The 15367-nt window shown below is 64.8% G+C and carries 14 protein-coding genes; 8 read left to right on the top strand and 6 right to left on the bottom strand.

Going from position 1 to position 15367, the window contains the following annotated elements:
* Nucleotides 1-164 precede the first annotated feature (164 nt).
* Complete coding sequence (locus KUV74_RS01875; protein ID WP_045991798.1) at nucleotides 165-1193, top strand: patatin-like phospholipase family protein; 1029 nt, start codon at nucleotides 165-167, stop codon at nucleotides 1191-1193.
* A 359-nt stretch (nucleotides 1194-1552) separates the two neighbouring features.
* On the opposite strand, the gene KUV74_RS01870 is transcribed toward KUV74_RS01875, so the two are convergent.
* Entirely contained in the window at nucleotides 1553-2140 is a 588-nt protein-coding gene (locus tag KUV74_RS01870; RefSeq protein WP_045991797.1) for a Smr/MutS family protein, read from the bottom strand.
* Between the two features lie 264 nt (nucleotides 2141-2404).
* On the opposite strand from KUV74_RS01870, the gene prmB reads away from it, so the two are divergent.
* The 5 genes from prmB to phaC all read left to right on the top strand — a co-directional run bounded on the left by prmB (nucleotide 2405) and on the right by phaC (nucleotide 7886).
* Nucleotides 2405-3376 carry a 50S ribosomal protein L3 N(5)-glutamine methyltransferase gene (gene prmB / locus KUV74_RS01865; RefSeq protein ID WP_231498478.1) on the top strand — a complete coding sequence of 324 codons (972 nt, stop codon included), beginning with the start codon at nucleotides 2405-2407 and terminating at the stop codon, nucleotides 3374-3376.
* A 10-nt stretch (nucleotides 3377-3386) separates the two neighbouring features.
* Nucleotides 3387-4472: a chorismate synthase gene (gene aroC / locus KUV74_RS01860; protein WP_108131481.1), complete on the top strand. Its 1086-nt coding sequence runs from the start codon at nucleotides 3387-3389 to the stop codon at nucleotides 4470-4472.
* 131 nt (nucleotides 4473-4603) lie between these two features.
* Nucleotides 4604-4984 carry a hypothetical protein gene (locus KUV74_RS01855; protein WP_222515516.1) on the top strand — a complete coding sequence of 127 codons (381 nt, stop codon included), beginning with the start codon at nucleotides 4604-4606 and terminating at the stop codon, nucleotides 4982-4984.
* Between the two features lie 284 nt (nucleotides 4985-5268).
* Complete coding sequence (locus KUV74_RS01850; RefSeq protein WP_045991793.1) at nucleotides 5269-5811, top strand: phasin family protein; 543 nt, start codon at nucleotides 5269-5271, stop codon at nucleotides 5809-5811.
* 236 nt (nucleotides 5812-6047) lie between these two features.
* On the top strand, nucleotides 6048-7886 hold the full coding sequence (phaC, locus tag KUV74_RS01845; protein ID WP_222515515.1) for a class I poly(R)-hydroxyalkanoic acid synthase: 1839 nt from the start codon (nucleotides 6048-6050) through the stop codon (nucleotides 7884-7886).
* Between the two features lie 224 nt (nucleotides 7887-8110).
* Here the strand turns inward: phaC and lnt are convergent, their stop codons facing one another.
* From lnt to miaB, 5 genes are all read right to left on the bottom strand, one after another.
* On the bottom strand, nucleotides 8111-9601 hold the full coding sequence (gene lnt / locus KUV74_RS01840) for an apolipoprotein N-acyltransferase (RefSeq protein WP_222515514.1): 1491 nt from the start codon (nucleotides 9599-9601) through the stop codon (nucleotides 8111-8113).
* A 60-nt stretch (nucleotides 9602-9661) separates the two neighbouring features.
* Complete coding sequence (locus tag KUV74_RS01835; RefSeq protein ID WP_045991790.1) at nucleotides 9662-10528, bottom strand: HlyC/CorC family transporter; 867 nt, start codon at nucleotides 10526-10528, stop codon at nucleotides 9662-9664.
* Complete coding sequence (gene ybeY / locus KUV74_RS01830; protein ID WP_222515513.1) at nucleotides 10525-11031, bottom strand: rRNA maturation RNase YbeY; 507 nt, start codon at nucleotides 11029-11031, stop codon at nucleotides 10525-10527. The genes KUV74_RS01835 and ybeY overlap by 4 nt, the downstream gene beginning before the upstream one ends.
* Nucleotides 11028-12119, bottom strand: a complete 1092-nt coding sequence (locus KUV74_RS01825; protein ID WP_045991788.1) for a PhoH family protein — start codon at nucleotides 12117-12119, stop codon at nucleotides 11028-11030. The genes ybeY and KUV74_RS01825 overlap by 4 nt, the downstream gene beginning before the upstream one ends.
* A gap of 141 nt (nucleotides 12120-12260) precedes the next feature.
* Nucleotides 12261-13604 carry a tRNA (N6-isopentenyl adenosine(37)-C2)-methylthiotransferase MiaB gene (gene miaB, locus KUV74_RS01820; protein WP_045991787.1) on the bottom strand — a complete coding sequence of 448 codons (1344 nt, stop codon included), beginning with the start codon at nucleotides 13602-13604 and terminating at the stop codon, nucleotides 12261-12263.
* Nucleotides 13605-14072: 468 nt separating this feature from the next.
* Between miaB and KUV74_RS01815 the strand changes: the two genes are divergently transcribed.
* Both KUV74_RS01815 and KUV74_RS01810 read left to right on the top strand, forming a co-directional pair.
* Nucleotides 14073-14699, top strand: coding sequence for a TIGR04211 family SH3 domain-containing protein (locus KUV74_RS01815; protein WP_108131485.1), 627 nt, complete (start codon nucleotides 14073-14075; stop codon nucleotides 14697-14699).
* Nucleotides 14700-14719: 20 nt separating this feature from the next.
* Complete coding sequence (locus KUV74_RS01810; RefSeq protein ID WP_045991785.1) at nucleotides 14720-15355, top strand: thiopurine S-methyltransferase; 636 nt, start codon at nucleotides 14720-14722, stop codon at nucleotides 15353-15355.
* Nucleotides 15356-15367 lie beyond the last annotated feature (12 nt).

Below are 15367 nucleotides of genomic sequence, written 5' to 3'. Positions count from 1 at the left end.
CTTGGCAGCCAGTCGGTGGATGAGTCTTGGCCGCTGCGCCGTGACAGGCCGCGTAAGCTTTTCCACGGTGGGTTAGTCTAAGCTTATAGACAGGCCTGCGAGTGCGAGGCATGCGCTGTTCAAGCGCTGCCCGCGCGGCCAATCCGCAGCAGGAGGGCATTGCCATGACCGTCTATCGCCACGATTGTCCCCCGGGATCGAGCGGCAAGCGCATTGCGCTGACATTGGGTAGTGGTGGTGCCCGAGGCTATGCCCACATCGGTGTGCTGCAGGAATTGGTCGCCCGCGACTATGAAGTGGTGGCTATCTCGGGGTGCTCCATGGGCGCCCTGGTCGGGGGCATCTTTGCTGCGGGGAAGCTCGAGCCCTACCGTCAGTGGGTCGAGGAGCTGGGCTCCTTCGGCGTACTTCGCCTGCTCGACATGTCGTTCACCTCCATGGGTGCCATGCAGGGCAGGAAGGTGATGAGCAAGATCGAGTCGTTTATCGGTGACGTCGCCATCGAGGACCTGCCCATTCCCTTCACCGCGGTGGCGACCGACCTGATGCGCCAGCGAGAAGTGTGGTTTCAGCGGGGGTCCCTGCTCAAGGCTATCCGTGCCTCCATCGCCATACCCGGGGTCTTCACGCCGGTCGAGGATGGGCCTCGGCTGCTGGTCGATGGCGGTCTGCTCAATCCGCTGCCGATCATCTCCAACGTGTCGGTCCACGCGGACCTGGTGATGGCGGTCAACGTCACCGCCAACAGCCCCAACCTTGTCTCTCTCGAGGAGTTGCTGCCGGTGGAGTGCCCGAGCTGCGATGAGGCCCGGGGCGGTAAAGGTACCAACGGAGAGCGCCGCAGGGGCGATCGACGCGGTGCGCTGATGGCGCGGCGTTTTCAGGAAAGCGCCGAATCGGAGGCCGAAGCCGACCGTGCCGAGCGCGGTAATGCCGCGCTGGGGCGCAAGGACTGGGGGCGGCTGGCCACCATCCTGACCTCCTTCGACATCACCCAGGCCGCGTTGGCGCGCTACAAGGAGGCGGGCTATCCGCCGGACATCCTGGTGGAGATACCCAAGACCGTCTGCGGTTCCTTCGAATTCCACCGTGCCAGGGATCTGATCCGTCTGGGGCGTCACCTGACCTGCCAGGCGCTGGATCGCATCGAGACCTGCGGTATCGTCGAGCAGACCGAAAAGCCAGCAGGCTGACCCAGGGCATCGGCCGCGCCATCTCAACAATACCTCGGTGGCTCAATACACCTTGTGATCGGGCTTCAGGGCGTCTGTCCGCGCCGTCTCAGCAACACGTAAACCGCACCGGTGCCGCCTTCGGCATCGGTGGCAGGGGTTGAGAAAGCGAAGGCCAGAACGCTTGGCCATTCTCCTGAATTTCTAGAGAGCCAGCCGTTGCCGCGGGGGACTCAAGGCGTCTGTCCGCGCCGTCTCAGCAACACGTAAACCGCACCGGTGCCGCCTTCGGCGTCGGTGGCAGGGGTTGAGAAAGCGAAGGCCAGTACGCTTGGCCATTCTCCTGAATTTCTAGAGAGCCAGCCGTTGCCGCGGGGGACTCAAGGCGTCTGTCCGCGCCGTCTCAGCAGCACGTAAACCGCACCGGTGCCGCCTTCGGCGTCGGTGGCCGAACAGAAGGCCAGCACGCTCGGCCATTCTCTCAACCACGCATTGACGTGACTCTTGATCACCGGATAGTCGGCGGTGGCGCCCCAGGCCTTACCGTGGACCACGATCACGCAGCGATGACCACTGGCCACCGAGTCACGCAGAAAGCTCTCGAGTTCCGAGCGAGCCTCCTCGAGGCTGTAGCCGTGCAAGTCCAGACCGCCTTCCCAGCCGATCATCCCGCGCTTCAACTGGCTACGGGTGCGATAGGGCAGGTCGGGAAGGGCAAAGTCCAGATACTCCGATGGGCGTACCGGCTCGACTCGGCCATCCGAGGTGCGCCCGGTGGCCACGTCATCACCCGCGCTGACGGCGGCAGCGCGGCGCGCGGCGGCGGCCTGATCTCGCTGGGCACGGGTGGTCGGACGCGGCTTGCCGGTGTCGGCGCGGTTGTGGCGGATACGACGGACACCTGCCTGCTCCAGGGCCTGGCGAAACGCGCTGATCTCGTCGTCGGGCGGTGGCTGGCGCTGGCTCATGGGGTCCTCGGGTCCGGTAAAAGGGAGGCCCAGTATACCGTGGTGGCCGTGGCAGTGAACCGCCGGCACGGATACAATGCCTTGCGAGTCAGATAGCCATCTATATCGCTATCTCGATCTCTATCTGTATCGCTATCCAGGATCCTGCATCTGCCTTCGCCCCTGGAACGGAAGGGACCTTCGCGTGAAGGTCGTCGAAGGCGGTGATGGTCCATGCGATCCTGGCGCACGCCTCTTCTTGAACCCGATCGACAGGATGCCCTCTTGGCCGACTCTTCCTCCTCTCCGTCCACTTCCAGGTCTTCGACGCTGGCGCTCCCCGACGCTGAATTGGCCGACGGCCTTTTCACCCTGCGCGACTGTCTGCGTTGGGCAACCAGCGAGTTTCACCTGGCGGGGCTGACCTATAGCCACGGCACAGACAGCGCCTGGGACGAGGCGGTGGCCCTGGTGCTTGGCGCCTTGCATCTGCCCTGGAACGTGGACCCCGGCGTGCTGGATGCGCGGCTGCTGCCGATGGAACGCGAGCGCATCGTCGGCCTGGTGCGCGCCAGGATCAGCGACAGGCGGCCCTTGCCCTACCTGCTCGGCGAGGCCTTCTTCGCCGGGCTTGTGTTCAGTGTGGACGAGCGGGTGTTGATTCCGCGCTCGCCGATTGCCGAGTTGATCGAGTCGGGCTTTCAGGCCTGGTTCCCCGAGGAGCCGCCTCGGCGCATCCTCGACCTGTGCACCGGCTCGGGCTGTATCGGCATCGCCTGCGCCGAGTATCTGCCTACCGTCGAGGTGGACCTGTCCGATATCAGCCAGGACGCCCTGGCGGTGGCCCGTGAGAACATCAATCGCCACGACGTAGGCCGGCGCGTGCGCGCGGTGCACAGCGACGTCTTCGATGGCCTGGAAGGTCAGCGCTACGACTTGATCGTGTCCAACCCGCCCTACGTCGATATCCGCGACCTGACCACCATGCCGGAGGAGTTCCGTCATGAGCCGGCTCTGGCGCTGGGGGCGGGCAGCGATGGCCTGGATATCGTCAGACGTATCCTGCGCGAGGCAAGAGCGCACCTCAGCGACCACGGCGTGCTGATCGTCGAGGTCGGCAACTCCGATCATCATCTGGAAGCGGCCTTCCCCGAGGTTCCCTTCCTGTGGCTCGAATTCGAGCGCGGCGGCCAGGGCGTGTTTGCCCTCACCGCCGAAGAACTCGACGCCCATGCGGCGTCCTTTGCACAACAATAGAGGAGCGCCCATGTCCGGCAATACCTTCGGCAAGCTGTTTACCGTCACCACCTTTGGCGAGAGTCACGGGCTTGCGCTCGGCGCCATCGTCGATGGCTGCCCGCCTGGCATCGAGCTCAGCGAGGCCGATCTGCAGGCCGACCTGGATCGTCGCCGTCCAGGCACGTCGCGCCATACCACCCAGCGTCGTGAGCCTGATCAGGTGAAGATCCTGTCGGGCGTGTTCGAGGGGCGCACCACCGGTACCTCGATTGGCCTGTTGATAGAGAACACCGACCAGCGCTCCAAGGACTATTCGAAGATCAAGGACCAGTTCCGGCCGGCCCACGCCGACTACACCTATCACCACAAGTACGGCGAGCGCGACTATCGCGGTGGCGGACGTTCCAGTGCCCGCGAGACCGCCATGCGGGTGGCCGCCGGGGCCATCGCCAAGAAGTACCTGGCGAGCCAGGGCATCGTGGTGCGTGGCTACATGAGTCAGCTGGGCGAGCTGGCCATCGAGTTTCGTGACTGGGAAGCGGTCAACGACAACCCCTTCTTCTGTCCCGACCCCGAACGGGTGCCGGAACTCGAGGCCTACATGGACCAGCTTCGCCGTGACCAGGACTCGGTGGGGGCGAAGATCACCGTCACCGCCGAAGGGCTGCCGCCCGGGCTTGGCGAGCCGGTGTTCGACCGCCTCGATGCCGAGCTGGCCCACGGCCTGATGAGCATCAACGCGGTCAAGGGCGTCGAGATCGGTGACGGCTTTGCCAGCGTGGCCCAGCGTGGCAGCCAGCACCGTGACGAGATGACCCCGGAGGGTTTTCTGTCGAATCATGCCGGTGGCGTTCTGGGAGGCATCTCCAGCGGCCAGACGCTGATCGCTCACCTGGCGCTCAAGCCGACCTCCAGCATCACCATTCCTGGGCGCTCCATCGACGTGGATGGCAACCCGGTGGAGGTGGTGACCAAGGGACGCCACGATCCCTGCGTGGGGATTCGTGCCACGCCCATCGCCGAAGCGATGATGGCGCTGACCCTGATGGACCACCTGCTGCGTCATCGCGCACAGAACAGTGATGTGCGAGTCAGCACACCACGGCTACGCTGAATCGCAGAGCATGACAGGACTGCTACACTCAAGTAACTGTGGCAGGGAAGGTGCAGGATGCAGGCATCTTTGCGCCCGATAGCGCGGGCTACCGGCGCCACACACCGCCATACAAGGATCACGAGGCCAGCATGAAGATCAACGTCGAATTCGATCTGACCCCGGAAGAGTTACGCCAGGCATTGGGGCTTCCCAATATCGAGGCCTTCCAGCAGGACCTGCTCGATCGCATTCATCGGCAGATGGAGTCCGGTGTCGAAGGCTACGATCCGATGAGCCTGATGCAGCCGTTCCTGCAACAGCCGGCGCTGCAGCAGGGACTGTCCCAGGGGCTTGCCAGTTTCGGCAACTATCAGAAGATGATGATGGATATGCTGACCCAGGCCGCCCAGAGCGCCAAGGGTTCTTCTGCCAAGGATGACAAGGCCGAGGAGGCGTCAAGCTCCACGGCGTCGCGGTCCAGTGGGGCGGCCAAGGCCAGCTCGCGCAGCGCCAAGGGCGGCAAGAGTTAGCCAGGTGCTCGTTGATTGCCCGCCAGGGGCCCGCAGGAAAGCGGCCACGGGTATGACGGGGAGGGCAGATTCGCCGATGGCGAGGGTGCGGGGCGTCTTGATGCACAATCGCGCAGGAGGCGACGCCTGTCATGGCGTTGTCACCGAGGGTGTGCCAGACTGAGTTTGTTGCGCTGCAACAACGCTGTCCTCAGCATGCTTCCTGGACGGAGGCGCCCTGCGGACAGTGGCAGCGGATTGCCGAGTGGACAGACACCATCGACACGATTCCAGGAGGTTCGGTCATGCAAGACAAGATGTTCGACAACTTCAACGAGCAGACTCGTCAGTTCTTCGAGCCGATGCGCAAACTCAACTCCCTGATGCTGGACAACATGCAGAAGATGTCCCAGTACCAGATGGAGTCGATGAAGCGCTACAGCCAGATGGGTACCGAGCGCATGCGTGAAGCCACCGCGATCAACGACGCCGAGGGGCTGCGCGACTTCTCTACCCGTCAGGCCGAGATGCTCAACGAACTGTCGGCGCAGATGCTCGAAGATGCCCGCGCCATGAGCGAAATGAGCCTCGAGTTCAAGAGCGAACTGGAGTCGCTGTTTGCCGAGTCCGGCCAGCAGCTTGCCGATCAGGCGACCCAGGCCCGCGACCAGGCGACCGAGGCGGTCGAGAAGGCCACCCAGCAGGTCACCGAGGCAGCCGAAAAGGCCACCCAGCAGGCCAGCCAGGCGACTTCACAGGCTGCCTCCCAGGCCTCGTCTCAGACCAGCAGCGCCAGCAAGTCGACCGGCGGAACCGCCAAGGCGACCTCCAGCCGCAAGCGCACCTGAGCCAAGCGGGTCTGAGGCAGGCGCACCTGAGACAAGAGTACTGTTGGACGTGCCAACGAGTGAGCGGCCGCAGGCGAGTGCAGGCATTGGCGTGAAGCGCCTGCCGCACGACGGTATAGACAGCGGCGGCCGACTCGCCCCCCAACAACGATGACGAAACGAGGGTGGATAGCTGCGACGCCGCGAGGCCGACGGTGGTCCACCCTTTTTTGCAGGGCAGGCCAGAGGAGAACGCAATGGCGGCAGGTGATCAGGCGGCGGACAACCCGGAGGAATGGGGCAACCAGCTATCGGTGCTGGGTGCCGAGTACCAGGCGTTGATGGAAGATTTCCTTTCGCGCATGGTGCCCAATGACGCAGCGGATTCGGTGATGGAGGACATTCGCAACAGCTTCCAGGCCGGTGCCGAATCGCTGATGCGCAATCCCACTCTGCTATGGGAGACCCAGGCCAAGCTGATGCAGGACCAGATGGCGCTGTGGCAACAGGCCATGGCGGCGGCCAGCGGCGGTGCCTTCGAGCCCTTGGTGACGCCGTCCCGCGGCGATCGCCGCTTCAAGGACGAGGCCTGGACCAGCGATCCTGGCTACAACGCCATCATGCAGCAGTATCTGCTGTTCTCGAACACCGTCGAGACTCTGGTGGACAAGCTCGACGATCTGAGCCCCGGCGAGAAGCGTAATCTGTCCTTCTACGCGCGTCAGATGGTCAACGCCATGTCGCCGACCAACTTCGTCTCCACCAATCCCGAAGTCATGCGCAAGACCCTCGAGACCCGGGGCCAGAACCTGGTCGACGGTCTGTCGCGTCTGCGCCAAGACCTGGCCAACTCGGCCGAGGGTCTTAACGTCACCATGACCGATCGCAGCGCCTTCGAGGTCGGTGAAAACATCGCGGTGTCACAAGGCGCGGTGGTGATGGAAAACGAGCTGATCCAGCTGATCCAGTACGCGCCCACCACCGAGAAGGTGTTCAAGACGCCGCTGTTGATCGTGCCACCCTGGATCAACAAGTTTTACGTGCTCGACCTGCGCCCGGAAAACTCGCTGGTGAAGTGGCTGGTGGATCAGGGCCACACCGTGTTCCTGATCTCCTGGCGCAACCCCGGCCCGGAGCAGCGCGATCTGACCTGGGCGGACTACATGCAGCTTGGCCCGATCGCGGCGCTGGACGGTATCGAGCAGGCCACCGGCGAGAAGTCGGCCAACTTCCTGTCCTACTGCATCGGCGGCACCCTGACGGCCTCGACCATGGCCTACCTGACCAGCACCCGGCGCGGGCGCAAGGCCAAGTCGGTGACCTACATGGCGACCTTGCAGGACTTCCGTGACCCCGGCGAGATCGGCGTCTTCCTGAGCGAACCGGTGCTCCAGGGCATCGAAGCCAAGCTCGAGCAGGACGGTTATCTCGACGGTCGCGTCATGGCCTACTCGTTCAACCTGCTGCGGGAGAACGATCTGTTCTGGTCGTTCTACGTCAACAACTACCTGAAGGGTGAGGATCCTGCGGCCTTCGACCTGCTGTACTGGAATACCGACGGCACCAACCTGCCGGCGGGCACCCACGGCTGGTACCTGCGTCACCTGTATCAGGAGAATCAGCTGGTCGAGCCAGGCGGTGTCGAGCTCGACGGCGTCAAGATCGACCTGCGCAAGGTGTCGACGCCGAGTTACTTCATCGCCACCAAGGAAGACCATATCGCCAAGTGGAACAGCAGCTACTACGGCGCGCTGTTGCCCAAGGGCCCGGTGACCTTCGTGCTGGGGGGCTCCGGCCATATCGCTGGCGTGGTCAACCCGCCGCACAAGAACAAGTACGGCTACTGGACCAACGACGAGCTACCCGACAACCACGAAGAGTGGCTGGCCGGGGCCAAGGCCAATGAAGGCTCCTGGTGGCCCCACTGGCAGGAGTGGATGGTCAAGGGTGGCTACGTGGACGCCGACAAGATGGTCGATGCCCGCGAGCCTGGTGGCGGTGAGCTGCCGCTGCTGGAGCCCGCGCCGGGGCGTTTCGTCAAGACCAGCATCCCTGAAGTGCTGGGCGAGGCGGAGGACGACGAGGCCGCCGAGTAACGTTCGTCAGCGTGACAGGCAGGAGGGTATCCGAGGAACGCATCTGGCCCTTGATACCCGCCTGACGCTCGTACACTGATCCCCACTGTTGTAACACGGTTGCAACACAACAACGCCGCGAGGGCGAGCCCTCGCGGCGTTGTCGTTTGTGGTGAATGTCGTTCGCGGCCAGAGCGCCGTCGACGGTCATTGGCTTGCGTCGGCTTGCGTCGGCTTGCGTTGGCTCAGTCCCGCCGGCGCCACAGTGCGCCCGCCAGCAGCATCAGCCCGGCGACGAGCCAGGTGGGCCAGCTACCGGTGCGGGTGAAGGGCGTCAGCCCCTGCATCGGCTGTACCTGACCGTCCAGGCGCGCCGTCTCGAACTGGGGCAGCTGGTCGAGCAGGCGGCCCTGATCGTCGATGATGGCGGTGATGCCATTGCTGGTGGCTCGCATCACGTAGCGGCCGTTTTCCAGGGCGCGCAGCCGGGCCATTTCCAGGTGCTGGTGGGGGCCGATCGAATCGCCAAACCAGCTGTCGTTGGAGACGGTGAGCAGCAGTTCCGAATCACGGGCACGCTCGGCCACCAGGTCGGCGTAGATGATCTCGTAGCAGATGGCGTTGCCGAGGGTGTGACCGGCGGCGGTCATCGGCGGCTGCGTATCCGGTCCCGGCGTCATGGCCGGCATCGGCAGGTCGAAGAAGGCGATGGCGCCCCTGAGCAGGCTTTCCAGTGGCAGGTACTCGCCGAAGGGCACCAGGTGGGCCTTGCGATAGGCGCCACTGGCGTTGCCGTAGGCGCTCACGGCGTTGAAGAAACGCCCGTCGGCGTCGCGCTGAAGGATGCCGGTCAGCAGCGCCGTCTCGGGGGCCAGCGCCGCCTGGGCGCGGGCCATGATCGGCTGGGCCTGGTCCTCGAACATCGGCAGGGCGGCCTCGGGCCAGATAACGATGTCCGGCTCCACCGGGACGGTCGCCTCCAGGTCACCGGTCATGCCCAGATAGGTATTGACCGCCTGGCGCTGGCCTTCTGGCAGCCACTTGATCTCCTGGGGCAGGTTGCCCTGCAACAGAGCCACGTTCAGCGGATCACCGGTGGGCGAGGTCCACTGGTTCGGCAGCAGCCAGGGCAGGCCCCACAGCGCCACCAGCGGCAGGGCGGCCAGCGGTCGTGGCCGCGCGAGCTCCGTCAGCAGCACACCGCTGGCCGCCACCACCAGCGACAGCAGGTAGACGCCGCCCAGGGGCGCCAGCGCCGACAGCGGTGAGTCGACCTGGGTGCTGCCGAGCAGCAGCCAGGGAAAGCCGGTGAACAGCCAGGTCCTGATCCACTCCATCAGTACCCAGAAGCCGACGAAGCCGAGCCCGCCCGCCAGCGCGGTGGGGCGGGCCGGCATCAGGCGACGGAACAGCCCCATCGGCAAGGCGACGAATAGCGCCATGCTGGCCACGAACAGGGCGGTCAGGAAGAACGCCAGCGGTGCGCTGGTGTAGCCATAGTCGTGGATCGATACGTAGACCCAGGAGGCGCCGCTTCCGAACAGTCCGAGGCCGTAACACCAGCCGCGCAGCAGCGCCTGGCGTGCGCCCCGCCGATAGAGACCGGCGTAGACCAGGGCGGCGGCCAGCGGGGCCAGCCACCACCAGGAAAAGGGGGCGGCGGCGAGGGTCGTCAGCCCTCCGGCGATCAGGGCGGCAAGGTAGCCGGCCCTGCCGCCGAGCACTCGCTCGAGCATGGGGTCCATCCTTGGTGTGGGCGAGAAAGGCAAGGCGTCCCCGGGCGGGGACGCACGGGTTCAGTCGTCGGTACGGCTTTCGGGTTCGACCTCGAGCAGCCGGATACGCCGATTGTCGGCGTTGAGCACGGTGAAGCGCCAGCCCCCGATCAGAGTATGTTCGCCGCGCGCCGGCAGGTGGCCGAAACGCTGCATCACCAGTCCTCCCAGGGTATCGAACTCGTCGTCGGAGAAGCGCGTGCCGAAGCGCTCGTTGAAGTCCTCGATGGGGGTCAGGGCACGCACCGCGTAGCGGTCATCGCCCAGCTGGCGGATGTCCTCTTCCTCGTCGGTATCGTGCTCGTCTTCGATGTCGCCGACGATCTCCTCGAGGATGTCCTCGATGGTGACGATCCCGGCGGTGCCGCCGTACTCGTCCACCACCACCGCCATATGGCTGTGGGTGTCGCGGAACTCCTTCAACAGGCTGTTGAGGCGCTTCGACTCGGGTACGAACATGGCAGGGCGCAGGACTTCTTCAAGCTGGAAGGGGCGGTCGTCGCTGGACCCCTGCAGCAACGGCAGCAGGTCCTTTACCAGCAGGATGCCCTTAACCTCGTCGAGGTTCTCGCCGATCACCGGGTAGCGTGAGTGACCGGTCTCGAGAATGATCGGCAGGTAGTCCTCCAGCGGCTGATCGAGCTCCAGGGCGGTGACCTGGGAGCGCGGGATAAGCACCTCCCTGACCTGCTGGTCGCTGATGTTCAGGGCGCCTTCGATGATGGTCATGGCATCCTGCTCAAGCTTCAGGCGGCTGCCCGCCTGGCGCAGGAATTCGCGCAACTCTTCTCGCGAACTGGGTTCGTCACTGTCGCTGGACAGGGCACTGAAGAGTTTGTCGAACCAGGATTTGTTGGGGGCCTGGCTACTCGATCGGTCTTCGCTCATGCGTCGGCTCTCTCGTCCTCGCTACCGGGATCCGGAGATGGGGCCGGCGGGGCGTAAGGGTCGTCAATGCCCAGGCCGGCAAGGATACTGCGCTCGAGGCCTTCCATGAGGTCGGCCTCCTCATCCTCGATATGGTCATGGCCCAGCAAATGCAAGGTGCCGTGCACGACCATATGAGCGTAGTGATCGATCAGCGACTTGTCCTGCTCGCGTGCTTCGCGCACGACCACCGGATGGCAGATCACCAGATCGCCAAGCAGCGGAAGCTCGAGGCCTGGCGGGGCCTCGAAGGGGAATGACAGGACATTGGTCGGGGCATCCTTGCCACGGTAGTCACGGTTGAGGGTCTGGCTCTCGTCGGCGTCGACCAGGCGAATCGTGAGTTCCGACTCCGCCCGTTCGGGGAAGTGGGCCAGCACGGCGTCGACCCAGCGCTCGAGGTCATCGACCTCTGGCAGGTCGCTGGCCTCGCTGGCCACCTGACGGTCCACGCAGGCGCTCATCGGTGGGCGTCTCCGTCACCGTTCATGGACTGTAGACGCTCGGCACGCTCCAGCCGACGCTCTTCGGCACGCGCCTCGCGGCGAGCGCGCTCCTCGGCTTCCTGGTTGGCCTCGAACAGGTCGTAGGCCTCGATGATACGCTGCACCAGCGGGTGGCGAACCACGTCCTTGGCGGCGAAGTGGGTCACCCCGATACCGGCGGTGTCCTTGAGCACATCGAGCACCTGGATCAGGCCGGAGCTCTGGCCCTTGGGCAGGTCGACCTGGGTCACGTCGCCGGTGATCACCGCGGTGGAGCCGAAGCCGATGCGGGTCAGGAACATCTTCATCTGCTCGCGAGTGGTGTTCTGGCTCTCGTCGAGAATGATGAAGGCATTGTTCAGGGTGCGCCCGCGCATGTAGGCCAGCGGCGCGATCTCGATCACCTGGCGCTCGATCAGCTTGGCGACTTGCTCGAAGCCGATCATCTCGTACAGGGCGTCATACAGTGGGCGCAGGTAGGGATCGATCTTCTGGGCAAGGTCACCGGGCAGAAAACCGAGCTTCTCGCCGGCTTCCACCGCCGGGCGCACCAGCAGGATGCGTCGCACCTGCTGCTGGTTGAGCGCTTCCACCGCAGCCGCCACCGCCAGGTAGGTCTTGCCGGTGCCGGCGGGGCCGATGCCGAAGTTGATGTCGTGGTTGCGGATGCTGGTGACGTAGCCCTGCTGATTGAGGCCGCGCGGCTTGATCAGGGTGCGCGGAGTACGAATCAGCACCTCGCCCTCGCCGGCGTCTTCTTCGGCGTCCTCGTCGAGGGCCTCGATGCCGGCTTCCTGCAGGAACAGGTGCACGGTGTCCGGGGTCAGCTCGGTGGCCTCGGCCTCACGATAGAGGTGTTCCACCAGGTTCGCGGCCGCCTTGACGCGAGCGCCGGGGCCGGCCAGCTGGAACATGTTGCCGCGGTTGCGCAGGGTGACGCCGAGCCGGCTTTCGATCAGTTTCAGATGCTCGTCGCGCTGGCCACACAGGTTGGCAAGACGGCGGGGCTCGTTGGGTTCGAGGTTGAGCGTGATGATGCGGTTGGCCTGGGTCGATGGCTGGCTCAAGGCGTGAAGAATCCGTGTTTGGGTGGCTTTGAAGGTTCAGCTTACTGCCCCGGCGTGGGCCAGGGCAATGCTCCGGGTCCTGTGCGTTGGCGATCGTCATGGTGAAACGGCCAAGCCGCCCGTCCCGGAGCAGGGCGAGCCTCAGTAGCGCTCGCCGGAAGCCAGTTCGCCACGCAGCGAGTTGGGCAGGGCCTCGGTGATCTCGACGTCGACGAAGTAGCCGATCAGCTCGGTGGGGTTGGCCGCGCGGAAGTTGACCACCCGGTTGTTCTCGGTGCGTCCGGACAGCTGGCCCGGGTCGCGGGGCGAGAAGCCGCTGACCAGCACACGCTGGGTAGTGCCCACCATGCGCCGACTGATCTGCATCGCCTGCTGGTTGATGCGCTCCTGCAGGATCGCCAGGCGCTGCTTCTTGATCTCCTCCGGGGTCTCGTCGTCAAGCGCCGCCGCCGGCGTGCCCGGGCGAGCGGAGTAGACGAAACTGAAGGACACGTCGAAGCCGATGCGATGGATCAGGTCCATGGTCGCCTCGAAGTCCTCCTCGGTCTCGCCCGGGAAGCCGATGATGAAGTCCGAGGAGAAGCTGATGTCCGGGCGCAGGGCGCGGATGCGCTCCATCTTGTCGACGTACTCTTCGACCGTGTGACCGCGCTTCATCGCCGCCAGGATGCGGTCGGAACCGGCCTGCACCGGCAGGTGAAGGTGGCTGACCAGCTCCGGAATCTCGGCGTAGGCCTCGATCAGGCTGTCACTGAATTCCACCGGGTGCGAGGTGGTGAAGCGGATACGGTCGATGCCGTCGACCGCCGCCACGCAGGCGATCAGTTCGGCCAGATCGATTTCGTCGCCGTCGTCGTTGAGCCCGCGGTAGGCGTTGACGTTCTGGCCCAGCAGATTGATCTCGCGAACGCCCTGGTCGGCCAGGTGGAAAACCTCGTCCATGACCGCCTCGAACGGCCGCGAGACTTCCTCGCCACGGGTGTAGGGCACCACGCAGAAGGTGCAGTACTTGGAGCAGCCTTCCATCACCGAGACGAAGGCGCTGGCGCCGTCGGAGCTGGGCTTGGGCAGGTGATCGAACTTCTCGATCTCGGGGAAGGTGACGTCCACCACCGAGATCTGGTTGTCACGGCTGGCGTCGAGCATGCTCGGCACCCGGTGCAGGGTCTGGGGACCGAACACCATGTCGACGTGGGGGGCGCGCTTGCGAATGGCCTCGCCTTCCTGACTGGCCACGCAGCCACCGACGCCGATCACCAGATCGGGGTTGGACTGCTTGAGCTTCTTCCAGCGACCGAGCTGGTGGAAAACCTTCTCCTGGGCCTTTTCCCGAATCGAACAGGTGTTGAGCAGGATCACGTCCGCGTCCTGTTCGTTGTCGGTCAGTTCCATCTGATGGGAGTCGCCGAGCAGATCCGCCATGCGGGCAGAGTCGTACTCGTTCATCTGGCAGCCGTGGGTCTTGATGAAGAGTTTCTTCGTCATAGCAATATGTCGGGCTCCCGGCCCGATGGGCACCAGGGGTGCCTGGTCACGTGAGTGGTGGTGAATGGGCGCGAGACTGGCGGTCGAACGACCGTGGCGCATGGTGGCGCATTATACGCACCCGGCCCGGGTGGGGCCAGTTTGCCGACGTACCGGCCAGGGACCAGGGCAGGGCGCGCGGAGATCCCGGTGGATCTTGGTCCACCGGCCGGGGTATCCCGGTGAGCCAATGTGATAGTCTTGCGGGCGGATGGGAACGCGGGCTGGCTATTTTATGACCATTTTGTGCCAACCCCAGGTGTCTCGCCCGCAGGACAGCGATGTCCAGCGGTTTTCCCGACACTTGTCCACAGGAGCTGTGGAACGTTTGTCACCCTCCTTGGTCTCATCGCACGTTGCGGCTTGGCAGGAAGCCGGCGCAGCGTCACTCGAGTCGCAACCGAGCCCAGATTAGCCAGGAAAGACGGCATGAAAACGCAATTTCTCAAGACAGTGACCCTGGGCCTCGCCCTGACCGGCGCCGCCCTGCCGGCGATGGCTCAGGACGACGGCACCTCACGGTGGGTGTCGGACGAACTCACCACCTATGTGCGTAGTGGTCCCACCGACGGCTACCGCATCGTCGGCACCTTGACCGCCGGCCAGCCGGTGACCCTGCTGGACACCTCCGGCGACTATTCCCAGGTCCGAAGCGACAGCGGAGACGTGGTCTGGGTCCCCAGCAGCGAACTGCAACAGACCCCCAGCGCCAGCGACCAGCTGCCCAAGCTCGAGGCAAGGGTGGAAGAACTCACCGAGGAGCTCGACGGCATCAACGAAAGCTGGGAAGAGCGCACTCGGACCATGACCGAGACCCTCGAGGTGCGCGAGAGCCGCATCGCCGAACTGGAAGCACGCAATCATGAGCTGGAGAGCGCCTTCAGCGATATCAGCGAGACCAACAAGGACCTCGAGGCTCGCCTGGAGACCCGCAAGGAAGACCTGCTGATGCGCTACTTCATGTACGGCGGGGGCGTCGCCGGGGCGGGCCTGATCGTCGGCCTGATCGTGCCGCACCTGCCGCGGCGTCGGCGCAAGCGCGACCGCTGGTTCTAGCACCCGGGACAGAGAATTCGATGCACGAACACTGGTTGAAACGCTGGGAAGAGGGGCGCATCGGCTTTCATCGCGATAGCGTTCATCCTGCACTGATCCGCCACTGGCCGATGCTCGGGGCGGTTCCCGGGACCAAGGTACTGGTGCCGCTGTGCGGCAAGAGTCTGGACATGCGCTGGCTGGCCGAGCATCAACATCCGGTGCTCGGCATCGAGCTGTCGGAGCGCGCGCTCGAACAGTTTGTGGAAGATGGCCGAGGGGAGGTGTCGCGCTACCAGCAGGACGGTTTCGCGATTCTGCGTCAGGGCAGTATCGAGCTATGGTGCGGTGACTTCTTTCACTTCCATATCGCCCAGGCCTCGGAGATCGGCGCCTTCTATGATCGCGCCGCCCTGATCGCCTTGCCCGAGGCCACCCGCCAGCGCTACGCCTTTCACCTGGCCCAGCTGATACCGCCTGGCGCGCGGGGGCTGCTGGTCAGTCTGAGTCGGAGCGGCGACGACGGTCCGCCGTTCCATGTGGACGGCGCCGAAGTGAGGCGGTTGTTCGACCCCAACTTCATCGTCACCCACCTGGAAGACGGCGAGCCCGAAGCCAATGGCTTTCGTGAGTCGGTCTGGGCGCTGGTACGGCGTGGTCCCACCACCGACGAGTGATTGAGTGCATCA

Origin of the sequence: Halomonas sp. DP1Y21-3 (assembly GCF_019801245.1) — a bacterium.
Lineage (GTDB): Bacteria > Pseudomonadota > Gammaproteobacteria > Pseudomonadales > Halomonadaceae > Halomonas > Halomonas litopenaei.
This window is presented reverse-complemented; position numbering and strand designations above follow the sequence as displayed.